This is a genomic window from Flavobacterium sp., assembly GCF_027531905.1.
Taxonomy (GTDB): Bacteria; Bacteroidota; Bacteroidia; order Flavobacteriales; family Flavobacteriaceae; genus Flavobacterium.
On record NZ_JAPZSU010000021.1, the window covers coordinates 58,533 to 74,217 of the forward strand.

Here is a 15,685-nt window from a genome sequence, read left to right on the forward strand (position 1 = left end):
CATAAGATTATGACTGAAGAAATTGAATTTATATTAGATAGTACAGAAGAATCCATGAATGGTTCTATTGCGCATTTAGAAAAATCATTTTTGAATATCCGCGCGGGGAAAGCTTCTCCAGCAATGCTAGGAAGTGTTTTTGTAGATTATTACGGGTCTGCCTCACCGCTTTCGCAAGTGTCGAAAATTAGTGTACCAGATGCGAGAACTATTACTTTGCAACCTTTTGAAAAAAGTATGTTGCACCCTATAGAAAAAGCAATTATGGTGGCTAATTTAGGGTTTAACCCAATGAACAATGGAGACGTAATAATCATTAGTGTTCCACCTTTGACCGAAGACCGTCGTAGAGAATTGGCCAAACAAGCCAAAGCCGAAGCCGAAGACGCCAAAATTGGAATTCGTAACGCTCGTAAAGACGCCAATACCGATATTAAAAAATTAGAAAAAGACGGTACCTCTGAAGACATTTGCAAAAGTGCAGAAGAGCAAGTACAAAACTTAACCAACACTTTCATCAAAAAAATCGATGAATTGCTAGCTGTTAAGGAAGCCGAAATTATGAAAGTGTAACTTTCTCAACAAACATAAACGAAACCGTCTCCAATAATATCTTGGAGACGGTTTTTTTATGCCTCAAAATCACTAAATGTGGGTATTGTGAGTGGATAGAGATTACCTATTTTTACAATCCATTAACTAACCTCTTTTTATGAAAACAAACAAACAAACAAACAAACAAACAAACAAACAAACTAAAAGGTAGCGTTTTAACCCTACTTGTAATGCTATTTATAGGATGTATTCAAAGTTGTTCTACTGAAGAATCTTTACTAGAAAATAATGCTACTATTAAGACCGTTACCAAAGAAGAAGCTATCCTATTCCTAAAAAAACATGAAACAACGGTCAGTATAAGCAGTAAAAATGCTACTTTGGCCTTTGATTTCAACAAAATAACTCAAGAAAATCTAACCAATACCTCTGAATTGCTAACAGTGGTACCGGTAATCAATAAAGCTAAAAACCAACGAACCCGTGCACTATTACTAAAGGTAGAAAACTCTATTGAAACCATTCTTTACAGAGAATACGCGGATGTTTCTTCTACAAAAAATAATTTTACAGGTGTTATCCTTATGACGAAATTGAATGGTGATTTCATTAGAGCCTATAGATTAAAGAATAATGAATACGATATAGAGTTAGCACCGGCTAAGGGAAATAAAGCTGCAAAAAATATAATTGCAAGTTCAAACGAAACCGTTGACGGTGGCGAGTTACAAGAAGTAGTTATAGCACCAAAGAAAAAAAGGAATACTTCAAAACAAGTATATTTAACTTTAATGCCATCAGGATCTAGCAATACAACGGAGGAAGGCAACTATGTGTTTATATGGGAAAGTATGGGTGGTGGAGATGGTAGTGCGGAAACTGAAACTGAAGAAGAAGACGAACAAATTGACACAACTGAATTAAAAGGAAAAGAAAAATGTCTTAATGACCTTTTAACTAAGCAAGATAATCCATTTGTGAAAAAGTTATTAGCTAATTTCCAAGGTGATGGTTCAAAATTTGATATTAAAATTATTTCTAAAGATAAGGTAACAAACAAAGATGAAGATGGAAAACTTGTAGAAGTAAATGGCAAAACAATATTTACAAATGGGAGCAATATAATTACAATTGAGATAAATACAAATAGAATAAATAGTCATTCCTCCCTTGATGCCGTAAGAACAATATTGCACGAATATGTTCATGCTGATATTTTCAGAAAGTTAAATTCAATTACAAATGAAGTTGTTAATGACTCTACAGATTTTAAACAAATCTTTGAAAAATATGGGAATCACCATAGTACAATAGCTGCATTGTACATTCAAAGTATGAAAGAAGTACTTAAAGAATTTCATAAAACAAAACTACCAAATTGTTATAATGGTTATAAAAATTACTTTGATGAGGAACCCAGTGATGATTTTTATGAAGCTATAGCTTGGAATGGTTTGAAAGAGAAAAATGTTAAAGCATGGGCAAATTTAACCCAAGAAGAAAAAACTAAAATCGAGACTCTTGCGAAAAGGGATAATCTTTTAATTAAAGCCTCTCCTTGTTTAAATTAATTAAAAAACATATGAAAAAATATTTTAACTCAATAATTCTATTTTTTGGCTTTAACTTAATGTTAAATGCCCAAAATATCAAAAAGGACACACTTTGTTTCCTTCTTGACAAAAAATACATCGTAAATATTGATACTAACCCAAATGAATTTTATATAAAGGATAGCAAAGGGGGGAACAACGAAACCTTAATGTTTATAAAAAAAGAAAAATTAAACAAGAACAATGTTCAAAAAATACAATCATTAAAAAAATTCATCAGATCATCAGATTTTTATGATAAAAAACTAAAATTAAATGACACTAAAGCGGCTGCATTTTTAGGAAATTATGTAGTAATTTTTGCAAAAAAAAACAATAGCCTATATGAGTATTTTATCGTCAGCCCAGCTATAGTAATTCCATAACTATAAACTTAAATTATTAGTCTTTAAAGAACACTAGAAACAATTCGCTAATCAAAAAAATCGATGAATTGCTAGCCGTTAAGGAAGCCGAAATTATGAAAGTGTAACTTTCGCAACAAACATATACGAAACCGTCTCCAAAAGTATCTTGGAGACGGTTTTTTTATGGCTCAAAATCACTAAATGTGGGTATTGTGAATTGATAAGGAATAACTACTTTTATAAACCATTAACTAACAACCATTTTATGAAAACAAACAAACAAACAAACAAACAAACAAACAAACAAACAAACAAACAAACAAACAAACAAACTAAAAGGTAGCGTTTTAACCCTACTTGTAATGCTATTTATAGGATGTATTCAAAGTTGTTCTACTGAAGAATCTTTACTAGAAAACAATGCTGCCATTAAAACCGTGACCAAAGAAGAAGCTATCCTATTCCTGAAAAAACAGGAAACAACAATCAGTATTAGCGGTAAAAAAGCTTCTTTGACCTTTGATTTTAACAAAATTACCCAAGAAAAACTAACCAATACCTCCGAATTACTAACAGTAGTGCCGGTGATCACTAAAGCTAAAAACCAACGAACCCGTGCGCTATTATTAAAAGTTGAAAATTCTATTGAAACCATTCTCTATAACGAATATCCAGATGCCTCATCAACAAAAAATAATTTTACGGGTATTATCCTTATGACGAAATTGAATGGTGATTTCATCAGGGCATACCGATTAAAAAATAATGAATATGATGTAGAGTTAGCCCCTGCAAAAGGGAATAAAACTAGTAAACTATTTTCTACAAAAGATGTCATTGCAATGGAGGAATTAAATGAAGTAATCATAATCAATGACTATAAAAAACCATCAGGTTATATCATTATACTTGAATTCACGCCTCCTTCACCAACAGCACCTTCTTATGAGGTGATTTGGGAAAGTATGGGTGGTGGAGATGGAACCGCAGCTACTGCTGAGGAGGAAGTTGCCGCTGAATTAGCAAAAAAAATTGTAGACTCTATTGATGTATCACAATTAGACCCATGTACAAAAGAAGTATTTGAGAAGTTAAAAACATTAACAAACTCTGATATTGCAAGTATTTTTGAAAAATTTGGTGTACCAGTAAATGGAACTTACAACATTAAAATTGTTTTGGGGACACCACAAAAACCAACTGCATTAGCTGACACAAAATCAGCAGGTAAAAATAACTATATTATAACAATTAGGGACACCTATATTAAAGGAACTGAAAACAACGGAAAACCTCCAACAGATTTATCAATTGCAACAGTAATCATACACGAATTAATTCATGCACATTTCTTTGCATTATTTGATGATTATCACAATAATGGTGACATTTGCGCTTATGATAATTTTGCTTGTTTGTACGAAAAATATGTGACCAAAACTTACGGTGGAAATGATGACGCGCAACATGCCCAAATGTTTGACAATTATATACCCATAATGGCCTCAACGTTAGCGAAATTTAAGCCTGGCCAACCCTATCAATTCTATGAAGATCTGGCTATGTCTACTATGTTCGGTTTAAATTTTTATAATGCAAAATACCCAAAAGGTGGAGATGAAAGAACAAGAATAGAAAACAATCGTCTGTCTGAAGATTATAATAGACCTTTTGGAGAAGCAATACCTAAAGGTGTCCCATGTTCAATAAAATAAATATGTAAACATGAGAAAAATAATATACTTAGTTATCAGTATACTGCTCTTATCTTGTTCATCAATGAACGTTGAGAAACAAATCTTACGAGACTTTATAGATGAACAAAATAAAAACGGCCGCACAATTAAAGTAATTGTAGATAAGTCCTATCCCCGAACAAAATCTTTGGACTACTATGTCATGGCTTATGAAGATAGAAATATTCGTATGGGAGATTGGATAAGAGTTACCCCAAATGGCTACCCGCCATACAATTGGCCAATAGATATAAATGTGGTAAAAGAATTAAAATCGAAATACAAAAACGATATTACCTATTATTGGAAGAAAAAGGATTTTTACAGACCTAAATTCAAAATTATTAGTGAATATGAATCACGTACTAGCAGAAATCCGATCTTTGAAAAGTTTTTATTCTCAAGTGGTTTATATATTTCAAAACCAGTGATGACTTTAGATAACAAATATGCTTTTATATTTTATTCAGATTTTTCAGTGGGTACTGGAGGCACCGCTGGTAGATATGAAGCGGCTTTGCTAGAAAATGTAAACGGAAAATGGAAAATAATTGCTACCTATATTGACCCCAATGTAATTAGTTAGCTTTACTGATTAGACTACAACTAAAAACCGTCTCCAAAAGTATCTTGGAGACGGTTTTTTTGTGCTATTTTTGTCCATCTAATACAAAAATCGCTTGGGTTCAAAACACACTTTTATGAAGCAATTGAGTTGGTTGTTGCTACTTTTTACGTTCTCACTACAGGCGCAATTCCAATGGAATGGTTTGGTGAAAGACGCAAAGACCAATCAACCCTTGCCTTTTGCGAGCATTAGCAGTAACACGGGTTTTCAAACCATCTCGGATGTAGACGGAAAATTCCAGCTCTTGAGTCCCAATCCTATTTTGGATTTTACGGTTTCTTATTTGGGCTATACTCCCTTCCAACAAGTCATCACGCCCAACAAAACGTTTTATGTCGTGGCCTTACAAGAAAAGTCCAATGATTTGAATGAAGTCTTGATTCCCAAAGAAAATGAAGCTTTACAAATTATTCGAAAAGCTATAGCGGCCAAATCAGTCAATAATCCGCAGCAAAAAAACAATAGCTTTTCGTTTAAATCCTATAACAAACTCCTAGTTACCGCCAATCCCGACTCGATTAATGGTAAAATTGATTCGGTTTTTGTAGACAAAACCTATGGTAGAGAACTGGTAAAAGTAGATTCATCTAACTACAAGTTTAAAGAAATCATTAGTAAGCAGCATTTGTTTCAAACGGAGAAAGTATCGCTTTTTCAGTACCAAAACAGCTACTTAAAAGAAGTGATTTTAGGAACCAAAATGGCTGGCTTCAAGCAACCTATTTATGAAATGATCGCGTTCAATTTGCAATCTTTTTCGATTTATGAACCCAAATATGAGTTGTTCGAAACCAAATACAATAGCCCCATAGCCGATGACGCGCCAGAACATTACAATTACAAACTACTGGATTCGGTAGCCATTGACGGCAGGACTAGCTATATGATTTATTTCAAAAACAAGAAAAAGAAAAATGCAGCAGGACTAGAAGGCGTTTTATATATAGACACGGCTTCCTATGCGATTGCTAAAGCTATTATGCGCATAAAAGGCGTGTTGGACATCAGCGGGACTCACGAATTTGTGTATTTGCCTAAGGAAAAAATTTGGTTCCCCTCGGCCAAGACATTTCAAATTGTAAAAGGAAAAAGCGATGATGACATTAAAATTCTTGGTGGAACCATACAGTTTGATGGCGATGTTGAACAAGGATTCAAACCTCGAAAAAAGGAAGCTACCGATATTAGTTATTTGATTTCTAAAAGTTACAATTTTGATATAGAATACAACAAAGCTGTCAAAATCAAACAACCAACGATAGCTATTGACATTCAAGAAGACGCTATTAATCAAACGGATGCTTTTTGGGAAGCGTATAGAAAAGAGAAATTGGATTTGCGCAGTCAAAAAACCTATGCAGCTGTCGATAGCATTTCAATAAAAAATGGCATTGAAAGCAAACTGCTCTTTGGTCGAAAAATCATCAATGGCTATGTGCCCATTAGTGTGATTGATTTTGATTTAAGGAAGTTTGTGAGTTTCAACAATTACGAAGGTTTTCGTTTGGGTGTTGGAGGTATTACCAATGATCGCTTTTCTAAAAAATGGAAAATAGAAGGCTATAGCGCTTACGGCACAAAAGACGGGACTTTTAAATACAGTTTAGGTATTGGTACCCGAATCAATAAGTTTTCGAATACTTGGTGGGGCATTTCATTTACGGATGATGTGCGAGAAATAGCGAGCACCACTTGGACTGTTGACCGAAGAGCGTTCAAAATTTACGACCCAAGACCTATTAACATTAGTACTTTTTACCAATATCAAACGTGGAAAACGACTGTTGAAACCAAGTTTATTCCAAAAACCGAAAGCATTTGGGAAGTATCCAATACTTTTGTGGAGCCAAAGTTTAATTATGTCTACAATCTGGGTGGCAAACTCTTTACGAAATACAATTTGACTACGGCTATGGTTTCGTTGCGTTGGAATCCGTTTAGCGATTATATGCAAACGCCAACGGGAAGAATTGAAACCGAAAAAAGGTATCCCAAATTTACGTTTCAGTTTACCAAATCATTGCCCAATGTGGGCAACAATGATTTTGAGTTTAGTAAAATCGATTTTAGAACCGAATATCAAAAGAATTACTTGAGCGGTCAAAAAACAAGTTTGCTATTTGAAGCAGGCTATACTATTGGCGACTTGCCTTTGACGCATTTGTACAATACCTCGCCGAATAATTTGAATAAAGAAACGATTATTCAGCGTGTGACTTTTGCGGGTAAAAACAGTTTTGAAACGATGTTTTTTAATGAATTTTTCTCGAGTAAGTTTGCTTATTTTCAGTTCAAGCACAGTTTTAATCGCATTCATTTGTTGAAAAAGGTGAAACCTAATTTGGTAGTGGTGAGTCGAATGGGATGGGGCGATATGGAAAAACCAGAACAGCATGTTGGCATTAACTACAAAACCCTACGCGAAGGCTATTTTGAATCGGGAATCGAGTTGAACCAAATTTATAACGGCATTGGACTAAGTGGTTTTTATCGTTATGGGCCGAATCAATTGGAAAAATTCCAAGATAATATTGCGGTGAAAATTAGCTTTATTTTGAATTTGGGATTCTAACTCAGATTTAAAGAAAGTGGTGCTTTGACAATTCACCTTTGACTTATATTTTGCAATTTCTTTTAACCGCAAGGCTCGCAAAGAAAAAAATCGCAAGGTTCGCAAAGTTCTACGTGAGGACAATGCCATTAAGTTAAGAGATTTTAGCTTAATTCTACTATTAAAGGCTTTTTGTCATTCCGACGGAGGAGGAATCACATAATGTGAGTAATTTGTGCGATTCCTCCTCCGTCGGAATGACAACTAAACCAGCAAAATTGAGTTTCAATAAATGATGTAACAAATAGAATTAAGCGGAGATTTTTAATTGAAGATTAACGATTCTTGACCCGAGCGTTAGCTAATTGGCGAAGCATTTTAGATTTTGTGCTAATAAATAAAAAAGCCTTTTTTTTTCAATGTTTTACACATCAGAAATCAAAAATCGTTATTCAAAAATCAGCAATCAGATTATTTGATTATTCCTTAATTTAACGACATTGTACGTAAGGGATAGAAGCGGCATCCTCTAGGGGCGGGGTTCGACCCTAGAGATATAGCGTAGAGCCCGACAGCATAAAACAAAGAGAGCCACTCAATAGTTAGTTGAATGGCTCTCTTTGTTTTATGGTGGCACGCCCAAATTCAACCCAGATTCCGCATTAGAAATTTACTACAACTAAATTCTTCTTCAAAACCAAGAACTTACTCCCATTTTTAAATTCAAAATACGAAAGTATTCCTTCTTCAAAAATAGTCCGTGAGCTCTTGCTTTTATTGAATAATTTAGTTTCGCTACAAAGTCTAATGCGGATTCTGGGTTTAACTTAATGCTCGGAAACCATTTTTAGTCCGATAATGGAGGCGATGAGGGTAAGCAGAAAGAAAATACGCCAAAAAGTAGCGGGTTCTTTGAAGACTAAGAGTCCGACGAGAACTGTTCCTGCGGCGCCTATACCCGTCCAAACAGCATAAGCGGTTCCGATGGGGAGGGTTTGTGTGACTTTGTAAACCAAGGACATACTGATGATAAGGCAGGCAAAAAAACCGAGGTACCAAAAGGTGGCTTCGGTGCCTTGTGCTTCTTTGGCTTTGCCTAAACAAGTGGTAAATCCTATCTCGAAAAGGCCTGCAATTAGTAACAAAATCCAGTTCATACTATGGTTTTATGATTAATACCGAAGGGACTCCGCTCAACCAAACACTTCTGGAATCGACAAGTGCTTTCCAGCTTTCAAGACTTATCATCATCAAATCTTGCTCGGCTAGGAACTCTTTTTTGATGATTTTTTCGCCATACAATGTGATGTTGTTTGGGAATTTATGCTCCAATGAACTTATGGCGCTTCCGATTACAAAATTCGATTTGATGTGTCCGTTTACGTCCAAAACTACTACTTTGGACTTGTTGTTATGGATGAGTTTTTGAGCGTAATCAATCAAGAAGGCATCATCGGCACTGAAGATGGGGATAAAAATGGTGTTTACTTTTTGTAAGTCTTTATCGATTAATATTCCCACAGGCATTTTGGCTTTGAGCAAAATTTGTCGGGTTCTTTCGTCGAAAGGAGAATTGGCAAATAAGCCTTCTTTTCCTGTGAATTTATCCATTAATCGCTCTGGATTAATGATTCTAGTGGTAAAACCAATCACTTTTCCGAGCAAAGTTCCTTCGAAAATTGATTTCCCGAGTCCTACTAATAATAGGTCGTATTCGCCTTGATTGGCGATGTCGGTAATTTCTGTTTCGATGTCGACTGTAGCTTTGAAGATGGTAGTAACTTCCTGTTTTAAGATTTTTGATTCTTCTTGAATGGGCAAAAATGTTGCAGTCTCTTTGTCCTCTAAAGCAAAAGGATGCATCTCGTTGCTTACAGACAAATGCATAGCAGTAACCGAAGCGTCTTTTTGTTTACGAACTAAACTATTCGCTAAACGCAGCAGCGACCTTCCTTTTTCGTTGTTGCCAAAAGAAATCAAAACGCGATATACTTTGGATTGTTCCAATTCTTCTATCTCAACATCGTCTTTAGTCTTGAAAATAAAATTGATTAAGTTAAGGGCTGGTCCCGTCATAAAAGTAGTGACCAATGCCATAATCACCATCATTGTAAATACCGCTGGTGTCAACACTCCCAATTCTAAACCAATGTTTAGTACGATTAATTCCATCAAGCCGCGTGTATTCATCAATGCGCCGATGGTTAAACTATCTCTCCAATTTTGCCCCACAAATTTGGCCGCCAAAGCACTACCAAAAAACTTCCCTACTACAGCTACCAAGATGATGAAACCCGTTACTTGCCATAAGTAAGGGTCGTTGATTAGACCAATTTCGGTACGTAAACCTGTGAATACAAAGAACAAAGGCAAAAGTAAAATAACGGATACGTCCTCTACTTTTTCAATAAAAACGATTCTGAATTTAGCCACATCTGGCATAATAACACCCGTCATAAAAGCTCCAAAAAGCGCGTGGATTCCGATTACTTCTGTAGCATAAGAAGCAATAATAAGTGTGACAAAAAAGATAGCCACGACTGGTTTACTAATCGCTTCTTTGGATGCATATAGATCACCAATTCGCTTAAGAAAAGGTTTTACAATCAGCAACATAATCAGCACAAATCCGACAGCCAAAGAAATCACATATAAAGAACTCACAAAAGAACCCGCTTTTACAATAGCAATTACCGCAGCCAATAAACACCAAGCCGTAATATCATCGGCGGCGGCGCAAGTGATTACGATGGCACCCAATTTGGTTCTGTGAATACCGCGTTCTTGAACGATTCGTGCCAAAACAGGAAATGCTGTTATACTCATTGCAATTCCCATAAATAAACTAAACGAAAGGAATTTTACTCCATCAGGCGCAAATTGGTCATAAACGAAATACGCCAAACCAATTCCGAGCGTAAACGGAAAAATAATACTAGCGTGACTAATCACTACGGCATCGTTGGCTTTGTTTTTTAGTACTTTCAGGTCTAATTCCATCCCAATGACATACATAAAAAGTATTAATCCGATTTGACTTAGGAATTTCAGATTCCCTAAAGATTCTACAGGAAATAAAATCCCCGAGAACTCAGGAAAATAGGTTCCTAACAAAGATGGTCCTAACGCTATACCCGCAATGATTTCACCAATTACAGAAGGTTGTCCTATTTTTTTGAAAATCCAACCAAAGATTCTAGCAACAATAATTATGGTGATGATTTGAGCCAAAAGTATGGCCAAAGGTTCTTTAAAACTGTGTTGCATCGAAACTATAAAATCCAACCAAGCATCTTTTGAACCAACTGTTGTTTTTTTAATATCTGCGCCTTCTAGTAATTTTCCGTTTTGTATAATCCAATACATTAAGGCGGAAAAACCTCCCGTAACTGCTAGATAGAATAGGGTATTTTTGTAATTCTTCATTTATATATTTTAGAAAGTAATGAAATGCTCATTTAACAAAGATGAGAAAATCAAATATAACAATTATATCAGGAACAAGAATATTAACCAAAATTTAAAGAATTTCACAATACGATCAAAAAAACTGCCATCAAACCAATGATTTCCTGCTTTTTTAATCGGGGTTTCGTTACCTTTACGGCTTTTTAACTACTGAAAATGATTAAATGGTTTAGTTTGGGATTTTGGGAACTCATTGCCCGTATTGTCCTTAGAAATAGAATTTTAATGCTCTCTATCATTGCAGCGATTACGGTCTTCTTGGCGCTACAATGGAAAAATATTCATTTTACGTTTACCGAAGCGAATATGTTGCCCGATGACAACATTGCGAATGTAGAATACAATGCCTTTTTGGATAAATTTGGAGAAGAAGGCAATTTGATAATTATTGGAGTTAAAGATTCCACTTTTTTTACGCCAAAAGCCTATGCTGCATGGAGTAAATTGATGAATACTATCAAAAAAAATCAGGAGGTAGACTTGGTGGTTTCGCTCAATGATTTGAAAAAACTGCAAAAAAACGAAGCTTTAGAAAAATTTGAATTGGTTCCTTTTGTAGACGAATCGAAAACTCTCGATCCAAAATACATGCAAACCATCAAAAAAGAGTTGTTCAATGACCTTCCTTTTTATGAAGGATTATTGTTCAACAAACGATCTGGAAGTGTTCGCTCGGCGATTTATATGGACAAAAAAATCGTCAACACTAAGGCTCGTAAAACCTTTGTTTTAGAAAAATTAATCCCTGCGATAACCACTTTTGAAAAAGAAACCAAAATTGACCTTCGCGTTTCGGGGATGCCTTACATTCGAACGCTGAATGCCAAAACGATTACCGACGAGATTAGTATTTTTATTGGCGCTTCGTTATTGATTACTTCTTTATTGTTTTTCTTCTTTTTTAGAAGTTTCAAAGCGACTTTAATTTCTATCGTAATTGTTGTGATTGGTGTGATGTGGTCGTTTGGTTTTCTGGGCTTATTCAACTATGAAATTACCATTTTGACGGCTCTAGTTCCTTCATTGATTATTGTAATTGGAATTCCGAATTGTATTTTCTTGACCAACAAGTACCATCAGGAATTTAAAGTTCACCGCAACAAAGCCAAAGCCCTGCAAAGAGTTACCACCAAAATTGGCATGGCTACTTTGATGACCAACTTGACCACAGCCATTGGTTTTGCCACTTTTGTCGCTTCGAACAATAATTTATTGTTGGAATTTGGCGTGGTAACCTCAATCAATATTATGGCTTTGTTTTTCTTGAGTTTACTATTGATTCCCATTTTTCACAGTTACTTGAATCCTCCCAAAGAAAGACACCTGAAACATTTGGACAGAGGTTCCGTGAAAAAATTTATGGATTGGATTCTTAGAACCATCAAAACCAATCGTATCTCAATTTATGTAGCTTCTGTCGCTTTACTAGTGTTTAGTATTATCGGTATTTATGAAATGCGCATTTCGGGAAGTTTGATTGAAGATATGCCTAAAAAAGAAGCATTCTTTCAAGACATTGTTTTCTTTGAAAAAGAATTTGATGGTGTGATGCCTCTCGAAATAATGATTGATACCAAACGTAAAAAAGGAGTGATGAAACTATCTACTCTAAAACGTATGGAAGAACTAGAAACTGCGATTGAGGAAATCCCCGAATTATCGAAGCCTATTTCGATTGTGAATTTGGTGAAATATTCTAAACAAGCTTACTACAATGGCAATCCTGATTATTATGAATTGCCTACTTCGCAAGAACAAGCTTTTATCCTTTCGTATGCCAAAAATGCTACAGCCAATAGCAAAGAAAACCTGATGAAAAGCTACGTAGATAGTACTGGTCAATACGCCCGAATCACCACCTTTATGCGAGATGAAAACGGTGACCAAATTGCTAAAATCGAGGCCGAAATTAGAAAGAAAGCGGATAAATTGTTTCCGAAAGAACGCTACAATGTCATCATAACTGGAAAGGCTTTGGTATTTCAAAAAGGGACGGGCTACTTGCTTGACAACTTGCTCTCGTCACTGATTTTTGCCTTTTTCTTAACGGCACTTTTGATTGGATTTATGTTCCGTTCGTTCAAAATGATATTGGTTTCTATTATCCCTAATTTATTGCCTTTATTCTTAACGGCTGGTTTAATGGGCTTTTTGGATATCCCATTAAAACCGTCGACTATTTTGGTTTTTGGGATTGCCTTTGGACTATCGGTAGATGACACTCTCCGATTCTTGTCGCAATACCGCGAGGAATTGAAGAAGAACAACTGGAAAATCAAAAAATCAGTGTATGCTACGTTTAACGAATCGGGATTGAGTATGTTTTATACTTCGATTGTGTTGTTTTTTGGATTTTCGGTGTTTATGCTGTCTAGTTTTGGCGGTACGATTGCTTTAGGCGGACTGATTTCGTTGACGTTATTATTTGGTATGCTGTCGAATTTGATGTTGCTCCCGGCTTTGGTACTGACTTTGAATAAAACCTTGGCCAATGAACAAGAATTTATTGAGCCTAAAATTGACATCATCGAACATTCCGACGAAGAGATTGATTCGCTCACTACCGATAAAAAATAAATTTAAAAAGATGAAAAAAATAGTCTTTGCTTTCGCTTTTATGCTCTTAACGCTTGGCGCTTTTGGCCAAACGACGACAATTTACTTGATTCGTCACGCAGAAAAAGTAGACAACTCTAAAAATCCTGATTTGTCTAAAGCAGGTTTGGAACGCGCCGAACATTGGAAAACAGTTTTAACTCAAGTTCCGCTAAAGGCAGTGTACAGTACTGATTTTTTGAGAACGGTACAAACCGCTACTCCAACAGCTACAAGCAAAAATTTGGAGATTATAAAATATGACCCAAAAACTCTCGACCTTGAACAACTCAAAAAAGAGCGCAAAGGTCAAGCTATTTTGATTGTAGGTCATAGCAATACGACGCCTGATTTGGCAAACAAAATCATTAATCAAAAGGTGTATGCGCCAATTGATGATACTGTTTTTGGAAATTTATACATCATTACCATTAGCGGAAATGAAGTAAGTCACCAATTGCTGCAAGGGTTGTAAACCAAGAAACGACTGGTTTCCCTACTGCCCTAGCCCCGATTGTAGTGGAAATCCTTGTGAAAATAAAGACTAATTTTTCTTGACAAAAAAGAGCGACCAGCGGAAGCTCCTTTTTTGGCTTAGAAAAATAGTATTTATTGAACAAGATTGTAACGAAAAGCGGGAAATAGCTCCTAAAAAATAAACACAAAACAATTATATTTGCATAACGCTTAAAGCACCGATTTTTGTTTTGAGCGCGTATTTAAATCTAAAAATCTAAAATTAAGATGAAACACACAAAAGTTAAAGACTTATTAAACAGTACAACGATACTTCAGGAAGTGAATGCAAAAGGATGGGTGAGAACGTTTAGAAATAATCAGTTTATTGCGCTGAATGACGGTTCTACTATTAATAATATTCAGTGTGTGGTTGATTTTGAAAATACACCAGATGAGACACTAAAACGCATTACGACTGGGGCTGCTATTTCGGTTATTGGCTCGTTAGTTGAAAGTCAAGGTGCGGGTCAAAAATATGAAATTCAGGTACAGCAATTGGAAATTTTGGGTGACTCGGATGCGGAGAAATTCCCAATGCAGCCTAAGAAACACTCTTTGGAATTTTTGCGTGAGAATGCGCATTTGAGAGTAAGAACAAATGCTTTTGGCGCGATTATGCGTGTGCGTTCGGTTTTGGCTCACGCGGTGCACACGTATTTTCAAGAGAAAGGTTTTGTGTATGTAAACACACCAATTATTACTGGTTCGGATGCTGAAGGTGCGGGTGAAATGTTTAAAGTAACCGCTTTGCCTTTTGACAACACACCAAGAACTGAGGAAGGTAAAGTAGATTACAAAAAAGATTTCTTTGGTAAAGAGACCAACTTGACGGTTTCTGGACAATTAGAAGGTGAAACGTTTGCCATGGCGTTGGGTCAGATTTATACTTTTGGTCCTACGTTTAGAGCCGAAAACTCAAATACTTCTCGTCACTTAGCAGAGTTTTGGATGATTGAGCCAGAGGTGGCTTTCAATGATTTGGAAGACAATATGGATTTGGCTGAGGATTTCATTCAATTTGTGATTAAATATGTAATGGATAAATGTCCAGAGGATTTGAAATTCCTAGAAGGACGTTTGTTAGAAGAAGAAAAATCAAAACCACAAGCCGAAAGAAGTGAAATGGCTTTGTTGGAGAAATTGAACTTTGTATTGGAAAACAATTTCAAACGCGTTTCGTATACGGAAGCCATTGATATTTTGAGAAACAGTACCCCAAACAAAAAGAAAAAATTCCAATATATCATCAACGAATGGGGAGCGGATTTACAATCAGAACACGAACGTTATTTGGTGGAAAAACACTTTAAATGTCCAGTGATTTTGTTTGATTATCCAGCCAATATCAAAGCATTTTATATGCGTTTGAACGACAATACAGAACCTGGAAAAGAGACAGTTCGAGCAATGGATATTCTTTTCCCTGGCATTGGAGAAATCGTAGGAGGCTCACAAAGAGAGGAACGCTACGATGTTTTGGTAGAAAAAATGAAAGCCTTAGGTATTGACGAAGAAGAATTGTGGTGGTACTTAGATACTAGACGTTTTGGTTCTGCAGTACACTCAGGTTTTGGTCTTGGTTTCGAAAGATTGGTATTGTTTGTAACTGGAATGACGAATATTCGTGACGTGATTCCTTTCCCAAGAACACCAATGAATGCGGAATTTTAAAA

General features: G+C 35.7%; 11 protein-coding genes. 9 read left to right on the plus strand and 2 right to left on the minus strand.

Annotated features, from left to right (window positions below):
- The first annotated feature begins 9 nt into the window (after window positions 1-9).
- The 6 genes from frr (at window position 10) to O9307_RS06655 (ending at window position 7,451) form a co-directional block, all read left to right on the plus strand.
- Complete coding sequence (frr, locus tag O9307_RS06630; RefSeq protein ID WP_024981875.1) at window positions 10-573, plus strand: ribosome recycling factor; 564 nt, start codon at window positions 10-12, stop codon at window positions 571-573.
- Between the two features lie 212 nt (window positions 574-785).
- A complete protein-coding gene (locus tag O9307_RS06635) occupies window positions 786-2,126 on the plus strand; it encodes a hypothetical protein (protein WP_298296692.1) in 1,341 nt (446 codons plus the stop codon).
- 11 nt (window positions 2,127-2,137) lie between these two features.
- Complete coding sequence (locus O9307_RS06640) at window positions 2,138-2,533, plus strand: hypothetical protein (RefSeq protein WP_298296695.1); 396 nt, start codon at window positions 2,138-2,140, stop codon at window positions 2,531-2,533.
- A gap of 344 nt (window positions 2,534-2,877) precedes the next feature.
- On the plus strand, window positions 2,878-4,230 hold the full coding sequence (locus O9307_RS06645; protein ID WP_298296698.1) for a hypothetical protein: 1,353 nt from the start codon (window positions 2,878-2,880) through the stop codon (window positions 4,228-4,230).
- 64 nt (window positions 4,231-4,294) lie between these two features.
- Window positions 4,295-4,837 carry a hypothetical protein gene (locus O9307_RS06650; protein WP_298296701.1) on the plus strand — a complete coding sequence of 181 codons (543 nt, stop codon included), beginning with the start codon at window positions 4,295-4,297 and terminating at the stop codon, window positions 4,835-4,837.
- A gap of 115 nt (window positions 4,838-4,952) precedes the next feature.
- Entirely contained in the window at window positions 4,953-7,451 is a 2,499-nt protein-coding gene (locus O9307_RS06655; protein WP_298296704.1) for a DUF5686 family protein, read from the plus strand.
- A gap of 806 nt (window positions 7,452-8,257) precedes the next feature.
- Here O9307_RS06655 and O9307_RS06660 read toward each other — a convergent pair.
- On the minus strand, window positions 8,258-8,587 hold the full coding sequence (locus O9307_RS06660) for a multidrug efflux SMR transporter (RefSeq protein ID WP_298296706.1): 330 nt from the start codon (window positions 8,585-8,587) through the stop codon (window positions 8,258-8,260).
- A 1-nt stretch (window position 8,588) separates the two neighbouring features.
- Entirely contained in the window at window positions 8,589-10,856 is a 2,268-nt protein-coding gene (locus O9307_RS06665) for a cation:proton antiporter (RefSeq protein ID WP_298296709.1), read from the minus strand.
- A gap of 198 nt (window positions 10,857-11,054) precedes the next feature.
- Here O9307_RS06665 and O9307_RS06670 point away from each other — a divergent pair, with 198 nt between their 5' ends.
- The 3 genes from O9307_RS06670 (at window position 11,055) to asnS (ending at window position 15,683) form a co-directional block, all read left to right on the plus strand.
- Window positions 11,055-13,475 (plus strand): MMPL family transporter, encoded by a 2,421-nt coding sequence (locus O9307_RS06670; RefSeq protein WP_298296712.1) that lies wholly within the window; start codon window positions 11,055-11,057, stop codon window positions 13,473-13,475.
- 10 nt (window positions 13,476-13,485) lie between these two features.
- Window positions 13,486-13,968: a phosphoglycerate mutase family protein gene (locus tag O9307_RS06675; protein ID WP_298296715.1), complete on the plus strand. Its 483-nt coding sequence runs from the start codon at window positions 13,486-13,488 to the stop codon at window positions 13,966-13,968.
- A 269-nt stretch (window positions 13,969-14,237) separates the two neighbouring features.
- Complete coding sequence (gene asnS / locus O9307_RS06680) at window positions 14,238-15,683, plus strand: asparagine--tRNA ligase (RefSeq protein WP_298296718.1); 1,446 nt, start codon at window positions 14,238-14,240, stop codon at window positions 15,681-15,683.
- Window positions 15,684-15,685 lie beyond the last annotated feature (2 nt).

Excerpts from the sequence above, each read along its gene's own strand:
- frr (WP_024981875.1), top strand. The coding sequence starts at position 10 with ATGACTGAAGAAATTGAATTTATATTAGATAGTACAGAAGAATCCATG.
- O9307_RS06635 (WP_298296692.1), top strand. The coding sequence starts at position 786 with ATGCTATTTATAGGATGTATTCAAAGTTGTTCTACTGAAGAATCTTTA.
- O9307_RS06640 (WP_298296695.1), top strand. The coding sequence starts at position 2,138 with ATGAAAAAATATTTTAACTCAATAATTCTATTTTTTGGCTTTAACTTA.
- O9307_RS06645 (WP_298296698.1), top strand. The coding sequence starts at position 2,878 with ATGCTATTTATAGGATGTATTCAAAGTTGTTCTACTGAAGAATCTTTA.
- O9307_RS06650 (WP_298296701.1), top strand. The coding sequence starts at position 4,295 with ATGAACGTTGAGAAACAAATCTTACGAGACTTTATAGATGAACAAAAT.
- O9307_RS06655 (WP_298296704.1), top strand. The coding sequence starts at position 4,953 with ATGAAGCAATTGAGTTGGTTGTTGCTACTTTTTACGTTCTCACTACAG.
- O9307_RS06660 (WP_298296706.1), bottom strand. The coding sequence starts at position 8,587 with ATGAACTGGATTTTGTTACTAATTGCAGGCCTTTTCGAGATAGGATTT.
- O9307_RS06665 (WP_298296709.1), bottom strand. The coding sequence starts at position 10,856 with ATGAAGAATTACAAAAATACCCTATTCTATCTAGCAGTTACGGGAGGT.
- O9307_RS06670 (WP_298296712.1), top strand. The coding sequence starts at position 11,055 with ATGATTAAATGGTTTAGTTTGGGATTTTGGGAACTCATTGCCCGTATT.
- O9307_RS06675 (WP_298296715.1), top strand. The coding sequence starts at position 13,486 with ATGAAAAAAATAGTCTTTGCTTTCGCTTTTATGCTCTTAACGCTTGGC.
- asnS (WP_298296718.1), top strand. The coding sequence starts at position 14,238 with ATGAAACACACAAAAGTTAAAGACTTATTAAACAGTACAACGATACTT.